Source organism: Pseudomonas sp. Fl5BN2 (assembly GCF_009908205.1).
In the GTDB taxonomy this organism is placed as follows: Bacteria; Pseudomonadota; Gammaproteobacteria; order Pseudomonadales; family Pseudomonadaceae; genus Aquipseudomonas.
Map to the genome: position 1 here is coordinate 225,946 of NZ_JAAARL010000012.1, position 16,484 is coordinate 242,429.

The following is a 16,484-nucleotide window of genomic DNA, read 5'->3' on the forward strand; positions in this document are numbered from 1 at the left end:
AGCAGCCGGTCAACGGTTGATGGCGGGTCGAGCGGCTTCGTCGCTTTAATCATGGGGGCGGTGAGCTTCAGCCCATGAGTCATTGCTTCGATAGCGGCCGAGGCCCAGCGCATCAAACTCATCCTCACCTGCTTGGGCGATGACTCCGATACGGCGTAATGCGCGACTGATCGGTGAATGTGGCCAGGCGGACATGTGCTCCTCCTCGTCACCAATGTTCAGAACCACCTCACCCTCAAGCCAAACGACGGCATCCTGCCCGCCAGTGCCGCCATGCAGGTAGGTGGCGGCATAGACAATCGGGCCGTGGCCCGAGAGCTTTGTGGCCAGCCCAGTTACCCCGTAAGCCAGCTCGCCCGAGAACGGCTGCACGGCCGTTGCATGATCGTTTGCTCGTTCCTGAAGCTGCGCCTCGACTTCGTCGGTGACAGGTATCAAGGCCAGCCCTTGGCAGAGGGCACACACCACCGCCGATGGCAGTTCGTCACGCGCCTCCAGCAGAGCCTCGATCGGCCCAATGAGCACCTGAATCCAATGCATGCCGTCAGTCTCCATTTCATAAGGTCGGGCCTATTGAGTCCCGCCCCCATCCAATCGTTGAGTTTTCCAAAGCCGACCTGAATCACCCCGTTGTTGTCTCTACAGCGATGATCGGTCGACAGCTTGTACAATCGCGCTGGGTACAAACCCCACCCCGCAATGATCGCAATAACAACCATCGACCAGTTGCTGCAGCGGCGCGGCTTTCAGTAGGGCCGGCTCGCATTCATCTACTGCCAGCTGATCCACGCGTTGACAGCCTGTTTTTTCTTCGCCATCGAAGCGTTTTTTGGGGCTTGCAGCGCCTATCAGGATGTACTTGGGCCTGACGTGTTGGGCTGATCTACAGCGGGGGCAGGATTGCATGGGGTTATGGTGCATGGCGTGACCTGATCTGCGGGTGGCGAGGCTCATGATAACGATGATCCCAAGAAATCCTTTAACCCATGTCGTAGGCGCTGACTGCCCGATGAGCATTTTTTGCAGAGTGCCGGGCAGGGGAACTTCGTGTCGAACACGCTGCGTTCGAAGGCGATGTGTTACAGCACCTGTGTGCCGCGCTTGAGACAAGCCGCGGCGATGGTTGAGCGAAAACCCACTGAAGGTCTTTCAGTGTGGTGGTCGAACATGGCGGCTTGAGCGGTTACTGAAAAACGCCTCAGGCCTTGCATTTGACCAGCGCCAGATACAGTCCGGCGTCTTTTCCCGGCTCGATGTAATGAGCGCCTTCAAGGTTGGCGACCAGGGTCGGTGCCTTCACCAGCTCCAGTTCTGGAGCACCGTCGTACCATTCATCGCGGTCGCTCAAGCTGTGCTCGAAGGCCTTGAGAAAGGCGTCGAGGCTGCCGAACTTGCCGTAGACGTAGCCGCCTTGCTGGTCGCTGTAGAAGCGCGAGTAGGTCAGCAGCACCAGGCCCCAGCGTTCGATACGATCCTGGGGTGAGCTGCGGGGAATCGGCTTGACCAGGTCCTTGCGGATTTCCCAGATCTTGTGGAAGGCATTCTTGTTGTTGTGCACCACCTTGAATTCGATGGCGGTAGAGGGCTGTTCGGCGTAGCTGTCCTCGACCCAGATATCCACCTTGCGACGTTCGGCGGCGATCAGCCAGCGAGGGACGTTGCTGCGCGGCGGCTGGTCGGGGTAGAGGCGGTAGTCTTCGCGTTCGTCCAGCTGGCCGCCGAGGCCGAAGTGGTCGCGATTGATGTCCAGCAACGCCGCCGATTCCAGGCTCAGCCACAGCTCGGGAGCGGTGGTGACGACGATGGATTTGAGGATGCGCTGGCGTTCTTCCTGTTGCAGGTGAGTCAGCAGCAGCTCGGTGAAGCGAGGAACGAAGGACATGGGATCTCCGTATCAGGTCCAAAAAGGGTGGCAGGGTGTTCTGTAGGAGCGAGCTTGCTCGCGATGCTTTCGAAAGCGCCGCAGGTTTCCTGCGAGTGCGCGTTATCGTTGACGTCCTTCGCGAGCAAGCTCGCTCCTACGAGAGGGTGGCGGTCAGAACGGGCCGTGGGGTTCCGGGATGCCCAGTTGCAGTTGCCGGGCTTCGAGCTGTTTGTCCACGGCGTGTTTGCCACTGACTAGCTTGAGCTGCTGCACGCTGGGCGGCAACTGGCTGTCGATCAGGGTCAATACATCCACCTGAGGAGCCTTGATGATGCGCAGGTCGGCGATGTTCGAGGTTTTCAGGCCGCTGATTTCCTCCAGGGTCTTGAGGTTGATCAGGCTCATCTTGCGCAACTGCGGCGCCGCGCCAAGGTCCAGCCGGCTCAATTGCGCCTGGTCCTCGATCTTCAGCACGTCAAGCTGTGGAAAACCGTCCAGGTCCAGGCGGTTGAGGCCACGCACGCGCATGATCTCCAGCTCCCTGACGGAGGGGCTGTGCAGCTCGGGCATCTGCTCACGGCTGCTGAACGCCACCGACAGACTGCGCAGGCCGCTCATGTCGGCGACCATCCCCAGGGTTGTCTTGGCCGGCAGGCGATGCAGGCTCAGGGTACTGATGCTCGGACACTGGCTCAGCATCTCCAGGTCATGGCTCTGCGGGCTGAGGTGCAGGCTCTGCAACTCGGGCATGCAGGCAATCGGCGCCAGATCGATGGCCGGGCCCTGGTCCAGGCAGAGCCGCAGGCTGTGCAGGCGTTCGAGGTTGGGCAGGGCCAGAAGCCCGGGCAGATCGGCACGGAAGACTTCCAGGGCAAGCTCCCTGAGCTGGTGCAGGCGGCCAATGGCCTGGAAATGTTCCAGGGTTTCGAGGCCGTCCAGGCTCAGCGAGTGGACGTTGGGCAGGGCGAGCAAGGTCCGGCCATCAAAACCTCTGCTCGAATAGTGGTCGTAGAAACGCACGGTGAGGCGCTCGCCATAACGCGCGCAGAGGGCATCGATCTGTTCCAGCAGTTGGCAATCGTATTGCTCGACGCTGTGCCACTGGACGATGACCCGGGCCCGCGGATCGGCCTCCAGCCGGGCACCGACCTGCAGGCGCAGGTCGGCCTGGGTCGGTGCTTTGATTCGATGGGGAAGCATCAGCGGTCCTTGATGATTGTCGCGCGGCATCATGCCATCACTGTGGGCTTGGCGTAACGCCGATAGCCAACTGGCCGCCGAGGCCGACGTGCTGGTGATGATGGCAAGCACTGCGCAGGTTCGCGGTGAGTGCGGGTTATCGTTGACGTTCTTCGCGAGCAAGCTCGCTCCTACGAGAGGGTGGCGGTCAAAACGGGCCGCGGGGTTCCGGGATGCCCAGTTGCTGTTGTCGGGCTTCGAGCTGTTTGTCCACGGCGCGTTTGCCACTCAGTAGCTTGAGGTGTTGCACGTTTGGCGCAAGCTGGCTGTCGATCAGTGTCAGCAGGTCCATCTGTGGGGCCTTGATGATGCGCAGGTCAGCGATGTTGGAGGTTTTCAGGCCGCTGATTTCCTCCAGGCTCTTGAGGTTGATCAGGCTCATCTTGCGCAACTGCGGGGTCCCGCCAAGGTCCAGCCGGCTCAATTGCGCCTGGTCCTCGATCCTCAGCGTTTCCAACTGTGGAAAGCCCCCCAGGTCCAGCTGATTCAGGCCGCGTACCCGCAGGATGTCCAGTTCCTTCACGTACGGGTTGCGCAGTTCCGGCATGCCGTCGCGGCTGCCGAAACTCACCGACAGGCTGCGCAGGCCAGCCATCTGGGCCACCACGCCCAGAGTCGTCTTGGCCGGCATGCGGTGCAGGAACAAGCTGGCGATGTTCGGGCACTGGCCGAGAACGTCGAGGTTGTGGCTCTGCACGCTGATGGCCAGCTGGCGCAGATCGGGCATCTGGCCGATTGGCGTCAGGTCGATGGCGGGCCCTTTGTCCAGGGATAGGCGCAGTGCCCGCAGCGCTTGAAGGCTGGGCAGCGCCAGGAGCCCGGGCAGGTCGGCGCTGATGACTTGCAGGGCAAAATCCTTGAGCTTGTGCAGGCTGCCAATGGCCTCGTAGTGCTCCAGGGTGTCGAGGCAGTCCAGGGTCAGGGACTGGACGTTGGGCAGGGCGAGCAAGGTTCTGCCGTCAAACGCGCTGCCTGGATAGTGGCTGTAGAAGCGTACATTGAGGCGCTCGCCGTAGTGGGCGCAGAGGGCGTCGAGCTGGTTCAGCAGATTCGCGTCATATTGCGCGCCACGCTCGAACTGGACGATGACCCGGGCCTGTGGGTCGGCCTCCAGATGGAGCTGGACCTTGAGTTTCAGGTCGTCCTGAGCCGGGGCATGAATTCGATGGGGAAACATCAGCGGTCCTTGGTGATTTTCGCTGCGGCATCATGCCATTGCGCAATCCCCATCGCCATCGGTCCGCAGGCCCGGCCAGCCGCCGGGCCACCTTGCCGGGCAACCTAGGGATCGACCTGGCCCATCAGCTCGGCCACCGACTCCGGGCGCTTGGCGTAGCGCTGGGCCAGCACCGCGCAGACCATCAGCTGGATCTGGTGGAACAGCATCAACGGCAAAATCAGCACGCCCAGGGTGCTGCCGGCGAACAACACCTGGGCCATGGGCACGCCGGTGGCCAGGCTCTTCTTCGAACCGCAGAAGAGGATGGTGATGCGGTCTTCCTGATTGAAGCCGAACAGCTTGCCGAGGACGCTCGCAGCCAGCAGCACCAACGCCAGCAGGATGCAACAGGCGACCACCAGGCCGGCCAGTTCCCACAGTGGGATCTGCTGCCAGATGCCTTCATTCACCGCCTCGCTGAAGGCGCCATACACCACCAGCAGGATCGAGCCCTGGTCGACGAAGCGCAGCCAGTTCTTGTTGCGCCCGACCCAGGCACCGATCCAGCGCCGGGCGATCTGCCCGGCAATGAACGGCAGCAGCAGTTGCACGCTGATCTTGAGGATTGCATCCAGGGTCGAGCCGCCGTCGCCGTGCACGTTGAGCAGCAGGGCCACCAGCAGCGGGGTCAGGAAGATCCCGAACAGGCTCGACGCCGCGGCGCTGCAGATGGCCGCAGGAATGTTGCCCCGGGCCAGGGAGGTGAAGGCAATCGCCGACTGCACTGTGGCCGGCAGGGCGCAGAGGTAGAGCATGCCCAGGTACAGGTCATTGCCCACCAGCGGCGACAGCAACGGCTTGAGCGCCAGGCCCAGTAGCGGAAACAGCACGAAGGTCAGGCCGAACACCAAGAGGTGCAGGCGCCAGTGACCGGCGCCGGCGATGATCGCCTCGCGGGACAGCTTGGCGCCGTGGAGGAAGAACAGCAGGCCGATGGCGAGGTTGGTCAGCCAGCCGAAGCCGACCGCTATCTGACCGCTGGCGGGCAGCAGGCTGGCCAGCAGCACCACGCCGATCAGGGTCAGGGTGAAGTTGTCGGGCAAAAGACGGGAACGGGTCATGACGGAATCATCCAGGGGTTGCCAAGAGCGATGGGGCGACTCTAACGTGACTGAAATTTACCGACTAACGCCAATGAGCCAGTTAATGCCGCCTAAAGGACATGAAAAGATCTTCCGGCGCAGTATTCCCGGTCTGCCGAGCCTGCCGCGACCCGTGTACGGGCGCACCGAATCTCTGCCCAACCGGGCGCTGACCCGGCGTCACAGCCACCCCTGGGTGCAATTGTCCTACGCGATTGCCGGGGTGCTGGAGATCCAGACCCACGGCGGGCGCTTTATCGCCCCGCCACAACGGGCGGTATGGATTCCTGCCGGCGTGCCGCACCGGGTGTTCAGCTCGCCGCGTACCGAGATGCGTAGCCTGTACCTGGATTGCAGCGTCACCGCCTGGGCGCCCAGCGACAATTGCCAGGTGCTGGCGGTCAGCAGCCTGCTGCGGGAATTGATCCGCAGCTTCAGTGAGTTGCCGGTGGCGTATGTCGAGGACAGTGCCGACGGGCGCCTGGTCCAGGTGCTGCTGGATCAGCTGGCCGCGGCGCCGCAGTTGGACCTGATGCTGCCGCTGCCCCACGACGTGCGCCTGCGTTCGATCTACCGCAGTCTGCAAGCGCACCCGGAGCAAGCCACCACCCTGGGCCAGTGGAGCCACAAGCTCGGAGTGACCGAGAAGACCCTCAGCCGCCTGTTTCTCAAAGACACCGGGCTGACCTTTCGCGCCTGGCGCCAGCGCCTGCGCCTGCTCGGCGCCTTGACCCCGCTGGAGCAGGGCGAGCGGGTCACCGACGTAGCGCTGGGCTGTGGCTACGATTCGACCTCGGCCTTTATCGCCGCCTTTCGCCAGCAGTTCGATGCCACGCCGGGGGAGTTCTTTCGCCGCTTGTGAACCTTGGGGGCATGCCAGCGGGTTCATCTCCTGCGGACCCCGCGGCCTGCAAGTGTGGCCCGGTGCAGCCTGTGCCGGCGGCCACATGCCGGGTCATGCCAGCGTGCAATGGCGTACTCAGGAGCGCGGCGGGCGCAGCAGTTCGATACGTTCCGCCGGCACCAGGGTGCGCAAGGTCTTGTACAGGGCCCGGGTCTCCAGCAGGTTCCAGATCCGCAGCAGGGTTTCCAGGGCGTCCAGCGGCTTGCTGATGAAGTCCCGCGCTCCCAGGGCCAGGGCCCGCAGGCGGGTGTCGCGGGTGGCGTCGGCGGTCAGCACCAGGATCGGCAGGTAGTCGTTGGCCGGGATGCGCCGGTTGAGTTGTTCCAGCACCGCGAAACCGTCGAACTCGGGCATGTGCAGGTCGAGGATCACCAGGTCCGGTTCGAAGCTGTTGAACAGCTCCAGGGTGCGCAGCGGCTGGGTGCTGCTGAGGACGTTGTGCAGCCCTTCGCGGGCCAGCAGTTGCTCCATCAGGTCGAGGTTGGGGCGCTGATCGTCGACGATCAGGATGCGCATATCGGCAGTCATACGGGCTCCGGCAGGCAGGCTTGGAGGTGGGCGAGGAAGGCCGGAATGTGGATCGGCTTGGTCAGGATCGCCGTGGCTCCGGCTTCGCGCAGGGCGCGTTGGGTCGGTTCGCTGGCGTCGGCGGTGATCATCAGGATTGGCGTGCTGGCGGTGATGCTCGAGGCTCGCAGCCGTTGCAGCACTTCCAGGCCTTGCAGGTCCGGCAGGTTGACGTCCAGCAGGATCAGTTGCGGCGCGTGCTGGCGGGCCAGGTCGAGGCCGATCTGCCCCTGCATGCTGGTCAGCAGCTGAATTCCCGGGCGGCGTTGCAGCAGGGTTTCGATCAGCGCCAGGCTTTGCAGGTTGTCTTCGATGCAGAGGATCTTGCCCTGGTGCCGGGCCGGCCGCGGGGGGGACGGCAGGTTCAGTTCCGGCACCGCGAACGGGGCGGCGGCAACAGTGTCGGGCAGCTGCACGAAGGGCAGCTCCAGGCTGAAGCGACAGCCATGGCCCAGAACACTCTGCACGCTGAGGCTGCCATCCATCATTTCCAGCAGGCTCTTGCTCAGGGCCAGGCCCAGGCCGGTGCCTTCGACCTTGGGGTCGGCGTCCAGGCGTTCGAAGGGCTTGAACAGGCGCTCCAGGTGATCGGCGGCAATCCCGGCACCGGTGTCGATCACGCTGATGTGCAGGCGCGGCGCCTCGATCAGCACTTCGATGCTCACCTGGCCACCCGCGCGGTTGTACTTGATGGCATTGGACAGCAGGTTGAGCAGCACCTGGATCAAGCGCTGGCGGTCGGCGATCACCCCGCTGTCCGCTGGCAGTTGCGGCAGGGCCGCGAGGTGAATGTCGGCGTCGGCGGCCATCGGCGACACCAGGGTCAGGGCTTCGTGCAGCACCGCGGCCAGGGCCATCGGTTCGACGTTCAACGGCAGGCGCCCGGCCTCGATCCGGGCAATGTCCAGCACCTCGTTGATCAGCCCCAGCAGGTGCTGGCCGGCCCGCAGGATATGTCCGACCTGAGGCCGCTGGCCGGCGCTGGAGTCCATGTCCAGCAGTTGCGCGAAGCCGAGGATGGCGTTCAGCGGGGTGCGCAGTTCATGGCTCATGCGCGAGAGGAATTCGCTCTTGGCGCGGCTGGCGCTTTCGGCTTCCTCGCGGGCGGTGCCCAGGGCGATCTCCGCGGCGCGACGGTCGGTGATGTCGCGGGTGATTTTCGAGAACCCCCGCAGGGCGCCGCTGCTGTCGTACTGCGCGGTGATCACCACGCTGGCCCAGAAGCGGCTGCCGTCCTTGCGACAGCGCCAGGCCTCTTCCATGTAGTGACCGTGGGCGGTGGCTTCGCGCAGGGCCATGTCCGGGTGCTGCGGGCATTCTTCCGGCAGGTAGAACAGCGAGAAGTGCCGGCCGATGATTTCCTGTTCGCGGTAGCCCTTGATCCGTTCGGCGCCGACGTTCCAGGTGGTGACCCGGCCCTCGGTATCCAGGGCGAAGATCCCGTAGTCCTTGACCCCGTCGATGATCAGCCGCAGACGTTCCTCGTTGTCGCGCAGGGCCCGCTCGCGTTCGGCCAGCAGTTGCCCGGCTTCCACCAGGCGGGTGCCCAACTGGCCGATCTCGTCCAGCTCTGGCGCCTGCGGGCGCAGCGGCTGGCCCAGGGCCAGGCGTTGTGCATTGCCCTGTACCTGCTGGACCCGATAGACGATGCCCCGGGACAGCAACAGCACCGCGATGATGGCGCCGAACAGCCCGCAACCGGCCGCCAGCAGGGTGGCGAACAGCAGGCGCATACGGGTGGCTGCCGCCGCTTCGGTGCGCTCGGCCAGCAGCGCGTCTTCGCGCACGCGCATGGCACTGATCTGTTCGCGCAGCACGTCGAGTACCTGCTTGTTGTCGATCAGGATTGCGGTCACGGTATCGGCGTCGTCACGGCTGCCGTTGCGCAGGGCCACCAGGCCGTCGAGTTTGGTGCGGATCAGCGGGGCGATGGTTTGCAGGTATTCACGCATTCGCGCATCGCGCACATTCTGGTCCAGGCGCTGCAGGGCGGCTTCGATCTGCGGCCGGGCCTGGAGGTAGGCGGGGAGGAAGTCCTCGCGCCGGGTCAGTAGGTAGCCGCGCACGCTGGCGGCGGCTTCCGCCAGCAGGGTGTGCACCGCCTGGATATCGCCCTGTACCAGCAGCACCCGGCGCACGTCTTCCTCGGCGCGGGCGGTCTGGCGTTCGGTGCTGTAGATCAGCACCAGGGACAGCAGCAGGATCACCAGCGGCAGGGAGATCACCACCAGCGCCTTGCCCCGCAGCGGCAGGTCGGCCCAGCGCCGGGCGCTCAGCAGGTTCATGGCCACTGCCCGTCAGGTTGCGCCACCAGCCCCAGGGCCATCCCGCGCACGGCGGCCTGGGTGCGGTCGGCGGCCCCGAGTTTGCCGATCACCCGTTCCACATGGGCCTTGGCGGTGCCGGTGGTGATACCGAGTTTTTCGCCGATCTCGCGGTTGCTGAAACCGCCGGCCACCAGGCCCAGCACCTGGCGCTCCCGGGCGGTCAGGGGCTGGGCCTGGGGTGCCTGGCCGTTGCCGCGCTCGGTCATGCGCCGCAGCAGACGGGCGCTGACGGCACTGTTCAGGGCTTCCTCGCCCTGGGCGACGCGTTGCAGGGCAGCGATCACTTCCGCCCGGCTGGCGTCCTTGAGCAGGTAGCCGACGGCGCCGGCGGCCATCGCCGCTTCCAGGTGGTCGGGGCTGTCGTCCATGGTGAAGATCACCACCTTGACCCCGGGCTGGCGTTGTTGCAGCAGGCGCGCGGCCCCCAGGCCATTGAGCCGGGGCATGCGGATATCGAGGATGGCGATGTCCGGGTGCAACTGTGCACACAGCTCCAGGGCTTCTTCGCCGTCCCTGGCCTGGCCGACCACCTCGAACTCCGGGTTGCCGGCCAAGAGGGCGACGAAACCAGTGCGGGTGACTTCATGGTCATCCGCCAGGACTAGGCGTATTACCGAATTCATAGCGGTTGCTCCTGGGGTTGCACGGGCACTTGGGCCTGGATGCAGGTCCCGCCGCCGGGCCGGCTGTTGCAGGTGAAGCGGCCTCCCAGCAGATGGGCGCGCTCCTGCATGGCCACCTGGCCCCATTGCTCGGCGCCCTGGGCTGGCGGGTTGAGGAAGCCGCAGCCATCGTCGTTGATGCTGAGCAGCGCTTGTCCTTGCTCCAGGGCCAGGCTCAGGGTCACGTTGGCGGCCCCGGCGTGCTTGAGAATGTTATTCATGGCTTCCTGGGCAATCCGGAACAGGGCGATCTCCAGGGCCGCCGGCAGGCGTTCCGGGCAACGCTGCTGCCAGTGCACGGCAAGCCCTGCGTCCCGCAGGCGGTCGGCTTCACGGTCGATGGCCCGCAGCAGGCCGAAGTCATCGAGCACGTGGGGGCGCAGGCCGCCGATCAGCTGCCGGCCCTCACCGACACAGCCCTGGGCCAGTTGCAGGATAGTCTGCCATTCGCCTTGCAGTCCGGCGGGCAAGGACGGGCAGCGTCCGGCGAAACCCTGCAGGCGCTGATGCAGTCCGGCCAGGGTTTGCGCCAGGCCATCGTGCAGGTCATAGGCGACGCGCTTGCGCTCATCTTCCTGGGCGCTGAACAGGCGCTGCACCAATTCCGACATGCTGCGTTCCCGGGCTTGCAGGTCGTTCAACAGACGCCGGTTTTCCAGGTGCGCCGCCAGCAGCGTGGCCAGCAGTTGCAGGGACTCCAGGTCTTCGCTGTCCGGCGCGCTGAGGGGCACGCTGTTGGCCAGCAACAGGGCGCCGAAGGCCTGGCCATCGGCGCGGTGCAGCAGCACCCGCAGCACTGGGCTGTCGAGACTGGCCGGGTGCTCCAGCCAGCGCGGTTGCTCAGCCAGGGCCCGCAACGCCTGCAGGCGCTCGGCACTGCCCTGGGTGGCGCTGGCGTGCACCACGCCATCCTCGCTCCACTCCAGCAATACGCCATGATCCATGGCGACAAAGGCGCAGGCGCGCTGTACCACCCGCAGGCGCATCTGCTCGGGCGGCAGTTGCAGCAGTTCCTGGCCGGTGTCCACCAGCAGGCGCAGGCGCGCCGCGCGGCTTTGCGATTGCCGGTACTGGCTGCGCAGGGCCAGGGCGCTGGCGGGATCGAGGGGCGGGGTGGACATGGCAAGGCTCCAGCAGGGCGGCGGTGCGAGTGAACAGGCTCGGGCATTAGACCCGCTGCCCCGGGCTGCGCCTATCTGCCGAATGGCATAGGCCGATGGCTCCAGTTGGCCGATGGCACGGGCGGCGGCCCTGGGCACAGTGGTGCTTATTGAAACCCACTGGAGTCACTGAATGAAACTGAAAACCACCGCCCTGGCCCTGTTCTTCGTTCTGACCGCGCCGTTGGCCCAGGCCCTGGAAGCCACGCCTTACGTGTACCGCACCGTGGCCGAGCAACCGCAGAATATCCAGGACCGGGAAATTGCCGGCTTGTTCGATCGCTGGAACACCGCCCTGCAGACCGGCAACCCGCAAGCCGTGGTCGGCCTGTATGCGGCCAACGCGGTGCTGCAGCCGACGGTTTCCAACCAGGTACGCAATACCCACGCGCAGATCCAGGACTACTTCGAGCATTTCCTGGCGTCCAAGCCGGTGGGGCAGATCAACTACCGCGAAATCCGTCACCTGAGCCCGGATGCGGCGATGGACAGTGGCGTCTACACCTTTACCCTGACCGCTGCCGACGGCAAGCAGCAGCAAGTCCAGGCACGCTACACCTTCCTCTATGAGCGTATCGACGGGCAGTGGAAGATCCTCAACCACCACTCTTCGGCCATGCCGCAAGTGCAGCCGCAGTTGCAAGCCAGCCACTGATCGATTGCCCCAAGCCATTGCGCCGAGCCTCTGCTCGGCGTTGTGCTTATTGCTCGCGGTAACGCCCGGGCGTCATGCCGAACCAGCGCATGCAGGCCTTGTGAAAACTGCTCTGGTCACGAAACCCCAGCAAGGCCCCGATGTACTTCACGCTGCGCATGGAGTTGCGCAGGAAACTGTGGGCCAGCATCAACCGGGCTTCGTCCAGCAGGGCCGAGAAGTGCACGTCCTCATGGCCCAGGCGCCGTTGCAGGCTGCGGGTGCTGACCCCGACCATTTCGGCAATGTGCGGCAGGTCGCTGGGGGCGCCCCGGGCCAGGCATTCCGCGAGGGCCCGACGAACGCGTGCGGTCATCGAGCCGCTGAGCAGCACGTTGAGCCGGGCGCGGGCATATTCCATGTGCAGCACGTCCAGCGCCGGGTCGGCGGTGGGCAGGGCCATGGCGCAGTCCTGGCTGCTGAAGGTCAGGCTGTTGTGGGGCGCACAGAACTGCAGGTTATCCCCCAGCAAGCGCCGCAGCGCGCGAGTGTCCGCAGGCTCGGGGTAGGTGAAGGCGGCTGCCAGGGGCTGGGGTTTGTGCTGGGGGAGCAACCAGTGCAGCAGGCCCAGGGTCTGGGCGGCGCCGGCATCGACCACCGCGCGAGGCATCAGCGAAGGTTCGGCGGTGACATCGAAGCCGATCAGCTTCAGCGCCTGGGGCTTGCGCTCCAGGCACATGCAGAAGCCGTTGCTGATCAGCGCGTGGTAATCCACCAGGCGTTGCAGCGCCGCACCGAGGGTCGCGCAGGACATCACCGCATAGCCCAGGGCCTCCAGGTTGGCCGGGTGGGCCTTGCTGTAGGCCAGCAGGCCGAGGTCCGGATTGCCGGTGCATCGAGTGGCTTCGCGCATCACGTGATAGACCAGTTCCAGCCTGACGCCCTTGGGGTTTTCATCAACGTCCTGAATGCTGCTGCCGAACTGCTTGAGCAGGGCGTCGACGTTGGCGCCACCCTCTCTCATGACATCGGCAAGCACCCGAAAGCTGGCGCTGGTCATTCTATGCATAGGTCTTCCTGGACTGGTGGCTAAATGATGTCGATGGGGCCATGGGCATGATTGCAATAAACAAAAGGCCGCAGACGATTAACCAGGGCGCAGGGTTTCCGAGGACAAGCGAAAGGTATCCAGGAACACTTCCTGAGGCGTGCGGGAGGGCCGATCATGGTCGGGCAGGGGCCCTTGAGCGACGGCGATGGCCAGTTCGTCGCGTTGCTCAGGTCGGGGTGTGCCGTTGTCTTGCCTATGGATCTGTCATGCAAAGCATCAAAGACTTTTACCGCGAACTGGCTGACGGCCATCTGATGCTGGCGTTCCAGCCAGTGGTATGGCTGCCGGACAGCACCCGGGTGCTGTATCACGAAGGGCTGTTACGGCATGTCGATGCCCTGGGCGGTGGCGTCTATCCGTTGGCGCTGCTGGAAAAGCACCAACTGATGCGTGAGCTGGACCGCAGCGTGGTGCTGTGCGTGATTGAGTGCCTGCGGCGCGACGAGCGCCTGCGCCTGGGCTGCAATGTCTCGGCCCAGAGCGCGATCATCGATGGCTACTGGTACGCCATCCTTGAGCGGCTGCGCGATTCACCCTCGGTGGCCGCCCGGCTGGTGATCGAGATCACCGAAAGCGCCACGCCGCCGAGCATCGAGGCGGCCAGTGAGTTTGTCCTGCGTCTGCGCGAGCTGGGGTGCCGAGTGGCCATCGATGATTTCGGCGCGGGCCTGGGCACCCTGGAATTCATCCGCCAGACCCGGCCGGACATCGTCAAGATCGACAAGGGCTACATCCAGCGCGCCCGCGGCGAGCTCAACAGCGCCCAGACCCTCAGCCACCTGGTGCAGCTGTGCAAGACCCTGGCGCCCTGCGTGATCATCGAAGGGGTGGAGACCGCCTCCGACCAGGGCCTGGCCACGGCCTGCGGCGGCGAGTGGGGCCAGGGCTATCTGTTCGGCCGACCCCAGGTGGATCGCCTGGGGCGGCGCTGTCGCCTGGAGCAGCGGCAGGTCGAGCGGTGTGCGCCGGATCAGGCGTAGCCATGCTTTGGCCAGGACATGGCCAGGGCGACGCTTTCAATCGGCCTGGGTACTGATGGGCGGGCTGGCGGCCGTCGGGTCTTGCGCCGCGGCCCCGAGGGGCAGGGCGGGCAGGTCTGCCTCGGACGCACGCTTCATATCTACGTGCATGTTGCGCTGGGGCCGTGCCGGCTGGAAGGCGTCATAGGGCAGCAGCACGGTGTCGAGCGCCGCGTCCAGGGGCAGGCTGGCGATCATCAGGATCGGGCACACCACCATCGCCCAGCAGCCGCCGGTGAGCATGCGCCCATAGCCCATGTCGTAGCCGGTGAGTAGCTGCGCGTTGGTCTTGGTGCTGCGGTAATAGCGATCGTCGCGCCAGTCCAGGCCGCCGCCTCGGGCCATGTAGGTGCCGCAGCCAGTCAGCAGCAGGGTGTTGAGCAACAACAGGTAATTGATGATTCGGATGATCGGGATTCCATTCAGGGGAGTGGCAGGGTGCGAGGCTCAGGGCTGCATCGCGTCGTAGGGCAGCAGCACGGTGTCGACGGCGGCGTCCAGGGGCAGGCTGGCGATCATCAGGATTGGGCACACCACCGTTACCCAGCAGGCGCCAGTGATCTTGCGTGCTTCGCCCATGTCGTAGCCGGTGAGTATCTGCGCGTTCATCGTCGTGCCGCGGTAATAGCGGTCGTCGCGCCAATCATGGCCGCTACGCACCACGTAGGTGCCGCAACCGCTCAGCAGCAGAGTGTTGAGCAACAGGTAAAGGATGATTCGGATGATCAGGCTTCCACTCAGGGTCGTGACAGGGGCGGGAGAGGCTCAGTGATTCATCGCGTCATAGGGCAGCAGCGCGGTGTCGGCCACGGCATCCACCGGCAGGCTGACGATGGCCACTACCGGGCAGACGATGGTGATCCAGCAGAACATCGTGGCATAGCCGTCGTAGCCGCTGGCGCCGCGCATGGTCAGTAGTTGGACGTTGGCCTGAGTGCCTTTGTAGTAGTCGTAGCGGGTGTGGGAATCGGGGGTGCGGGCGATGAGGGTGCCGCAGCCCGCGAGGGACAGCACAGACAACCCAAGTACAGCGTTGAGAACGTTGATGGCGCCTTCCTTAGCAAGCGGTTTTTTCCGCGCGCATAGTCGCAGAAGCCTGGTGATGAAGCTAGATTGGGCGCGGATAAATAATGGCTACGGCAGCGGGCGTTTTCGATCGCGCTGGGTTGAGGGCTGATCAGGGCTCGGAAGGGATCAGCAGCAACAGATCGGTATCGCCGATGTCCACCCCGGCCTGGGTCAGCAAGGTGCTGGCTTGACCCCGGTGGTGGGTCTGGTGATTGAAGAAATGCAGCAGCAGGCTGTAGATATTGCGTACCCCCGCGGTGCCTTGCATGTTCGCGTAGTGCAGGTTGTGCTCCAGGTCGGCTTCGCTCAGGGAGGCGGTCCAGTCGAGGATGATCTGGTCCAGCCATTGGCGCTGCTGCCAGAGCCCGCGCAGGTCGGCGAACAGCAGGCTCTTGAGGTTCTGCGGTCGGGCCAGGCCGTCCAGTGGCAGCAGCGTCGGGTGCCGCGCTGGATGCTCGGCAAAGCGCTTGAGCCAGATCAGGTCACCGGCCTGCAGATGGTTGAGAGTGCCGAGGATCGAGCCGAAGAACGCCCGGCGGTCCAGGTTGACCTGCTCATCGGGCAGGGTCAGGGCAGCGCTGTAGAGCTTGGCGTTCATCCACTGGTTGTAGCGGGCCATCAGGCACAGATGCTCAGTCCGGTTCATTGCCGTTCCTTGTGATAGCGGGGCGGTCGATCAGGCGGCTCACAGCTTCGCAAGCCTCTGGGCAAGCGTGCAATAGATCCTTGAAAATATCTGCCAAGGGCGCGGTTGCGCATGCTCATGAACGCCGCGCTGAGGGCGGTTGTGCGGACGCCTACAGGTCGTCGGCCTCGGGTCGGTTTGGTTAGCGAAGCGGTTTTTTGGCTTGTCGTTGACTGCCGCGAATCGCCACCGCGAGAGGCAGTGATAAAGTTCGACCACTCAGGATGAACGATGCGGGTGGCGACGGATGATCAAGGCGTTTTTGCAACAAGGCCGCAGCCTGTGGCTCGCGGTTTTCCTGGGGCTGCTGTTGCCGGCGATGGTGTTCGCCGAGTCCCCTCCGCCGGGGCTGGTGAAGATTTCCCTGGAGCGCCGGGTCATCGATCTGAGCGCCACCCTCGACGCTGTCGAGCAACAGCGGATCGAGCAGAAACTCGCGGCACTGGAGCAGCGCCGCGGCGCGCAGATCGCCGTGATGCTGGTGCCCAACCTGGGTGAGCAGAATATCGAGACCCTGAGTAACCAGCTGTTTCGCGCCTGGAAACTGGGACGCAAGGGCATCAATGACGGCATCCTGCTGCTGGTGGCAAAGAACGATCGCCAGGTGCGCATCGAGGTGGGCTATGGCCTGGAGTCTCTGGTCACCGACTTGCTGGCCGGGCAGATCATTGCCCGGGACCTGACCCCGGCCTTTCGCCAGGGGGACTATGCCGGCGGTATCGAGCGGGCCCTGGATGACTTGATTGTGCTGGTGGACGGTGGCCAATTGCCGGAGCCGGTATCGGCGCCGTTGACGGTGCCACCCGAGGCCTACGCTCTGCTGCTGGCGTTCATCTTTGGTTCGGTGGCCGGAGTGATGCTGGCTGCAGGCTGGGCGTGGCGCCGGGTCCTGGGTCTGTCTCTTATACACATCTCCGAGCCCACGAGACACTCGCTAATCTCG

General features: G+C 64.8%; 17 protein-coding genes. 3 read left to right on the top strand and 14 right to left on the bottom strand.

Features of this window, described 5'->3' with window-relative positions; genetic code table 11:
• Positions 1-45: 45 nt before the first annotated feature.
• From GV819_RS18680 to GV819_RS18700, 5 genes are all read right to left on the bottom strand, one after another.
• Positions 46-540, bottom strand: coding sequence for a hypothetical protein (locus tag GV819_RS18680; RefSeq protein WP_161757519.1), 495 nt, complete (start codon positions 538-540; stop codon positions 46-48).
• Positions 541-1,198: 658 nt separating this feature from the next.
• Positions 1,199-1,882 carry a hypothetical protein gene (locus GV819_RS18685; protein ID WP_161757520.1) on the bottom strand — a complete coding sequence of 228 codons (684 nt, stop codon included), beginning with the start codon at positions 1,880-1,882 and terminating at the stop codon, positions 1,199-1,201.
• A 153-nt stretch (positions 1,883-2,035) separates the two neighbouring features.
• A complete protein-coding gene (locus tag GV819_RS18690; RefSeq protein ID WP_256667535.1) occupies positions 2,036-3,226 on the bottom strand; it encodes a hypothetical protein in 1,191 nt (396 codons plus the stop codon).
• Between the two features lie 25 nt (positions 3,227-3,251).
• Entirely contained in the window at positions 3,252-4,280 is a 1,029-nt protein-coding gene (locus GV819_RS18695; protein ID WP_161757521.1) for a hypothetical protein, read from the bottom strand.
• 104 nt (positions 4,281-4,384) lie between these two features.
• Entirely contained in the window at positions 4,385-5,383 is a 999-nt protein-coding gene (locus GV819_RS18700; RefSeq protein ID WP_161757522.1) for a bile acid:sodium symporter family protein, read from the bottom strand.
• 85 nt (positions 5,384-5,468) lie between these two features.
• Here GV819_RS18700 and GV819_RS18705 point away from each other — a divergent pair, with 85 nt between their 5' ends.
• A complete protein-coding gene (locus GV819_RS18705) occupies positions 5,469-6,266 on the top strand; it encodes an AraC family transcriptional regulator (protein WP_161757523.1) in 798 nt (265 codons plus the stop codon).
• 117 nt (positions 6,267-6,383) lie between these two features.
• Here GV819_RS18705 and GV819_RS18710 read toward each other — a convergent pair whose 3' ends face one another.
• From GV819_RS18710 to GV819_RS18725, 4 genes are read right to left on the bottom strand one after another with little or no spacing between them, the layout of a single operon-like run.
• Entirely contained in the window at positions 6,384-6,836 is a 453-nt protein-coding gene (locus GV819_RS18710; RefSeq protein WP_161757524.1) for a response regulator, read from the bottom strand.
• Positions 6,833-9,160, bottom strand: coding sequence for an ATP-binding protein (locus tag GV819_RS18715; protein ID WP_161757525.1), 2,328 nt, complete (start codon positions 9,158-9,160; stop codon positions 6,833-6,835). The genes GV819_RS18710 and GV819_RS18715 overlap by 4 nt, the downstream gene beginning before the upstream one ends.
• Positions 9,157-9,825 (bottom strand): response regulator, encoded by a 669-nt coding sequence (locus tag GV819_RS18720; RefSeq protein WP_161757526.1) that lies wholly within the window; start codon positions 9,823-9,825, stop codon positions 9,157-9,159. Before GV819_RS18720 ends, GV819_RS18715 begins: the two co-directional genes overlap by 4 nt.
• A complete protein-coding gene (locus GV819_RS18725) occupies positions 9,822-10,985 on the bottom strand; it encodes a sensor histidine kinase (RefSeq protein WP_161757527.1) in 1,164 nt (387 codons plus the stop codon). The genes GV819_RS18720 and GV819_RS18725 overlap by 4 nt, the downstream gene beginning before the upstream one ends.
• Before the next feature lie 172 nt (positions 10,986-11,157).
• Here GV819_RS18725 and GV819_RS18730 point away from each other — a divergent pair, with 172 nt between their 5' ends.
• The gene (locus tag GV819_RS18730; RefSeq protein WP_161757528.1) at positions 11,158-11,679 is read left to right on the top strand and encodes an SgcJ/EcaC family oxidoreductase; all 522 of its coding nucleotides are present in this window, start codon (positions 11,158-11,160) and stop codon (positions 11,677-11,679) included.
• Between the two features lie 46 nt (positions 11,680-11,725).
• Here GV819_RS18730 and GV819_RS18735 read toward each other — a convergent pair whose 3' ends face one another.
• A complete protein-coding gene (locus GV819_RS18735) occupies positions 11,726-12,727 on the bottom strand; it encodes an AraC family transcriptional regulator (protein ID WP_161757529.1) in 1,002 nt (333 codons plus the stop codon).
• A 248-nt stretch (positions 12,728-12,975) separates the two neighbouring features.
• Here GV819_RS18735 and GV819_RS18740 point away from each other — a divergent pair, with 248 nt between their 5' ends.
• Positions 12,976-13,749 carry an EAL domain-containing protein gene (locus GV819_RS18740; protein WP_161757530.1) on the top strand — a complete coding sequence of 258 codons (774 nt, stop codon included), beginning with the start codon at positions 12,976-12,978 and terminating at the stop codon, positions 13,747-13,749.
• 36 nt (positions 13,750-13,785) lie between these two features.
• Here the strand turns inward: GV819_RS18740 and GV819_RS18745 are convergent, their stop codons facing one another.
• From GV819_RS18745 to GV819_RS18760, 4 genes are all read right to left on the bottom strand, one after another.
• Positions 13,786-14,175, bottom strand: coding sequence for a YceK/YidQ family lipoprotein (locus tag GV819_RS18745; protein ID WP_256667536.1), 390 nt, complete (start codon positions 14,173-14,175; stop codon positions 13,786-13,788).
• Between the two features lie 60 nt (positions 14,176-14,235).
• The gene (locus tag GV819_RS18750; RefSeq protein ID WP_256667537.1) at positions 14,236-14,490 is read right to left on the bottom strand and encodes a YceK/YidQ family lipoprotein; all 255 of its coding nucleotides are present in this window, start codon (positions 14,488-14,490) and stop codon (positions 14,236-14,238) included.
• A 63-nt stretch (positions 14,491-14,553) separates the two neighbouring features.
• Positions 14,554-14,802, bottom strand: a complete 249-nt coding sequence (locus GV819_RS18755) for a YceK/YidQ family lipoprotein (protein ID WP_368668913.1) — start codon at positions 14,800-14,802, stop codon at positions 14,554-14,556.
• Positions 14,803-14,965: 163 nt separating this feature from the next.
• On the bottom strand, positions 14,966-15,502 hold the full coding sequence (locus tag GV819_RS18760) for a DinB family protein (RefSeq protein ID WP_161757531.1): 537 nt from the start codon (positions 15,500-15,502) through the stop codon (positions 14,966-14,968).
• Between the last annotated feature and the right edge of the window lie 982 nt (positions 15,503-16,484).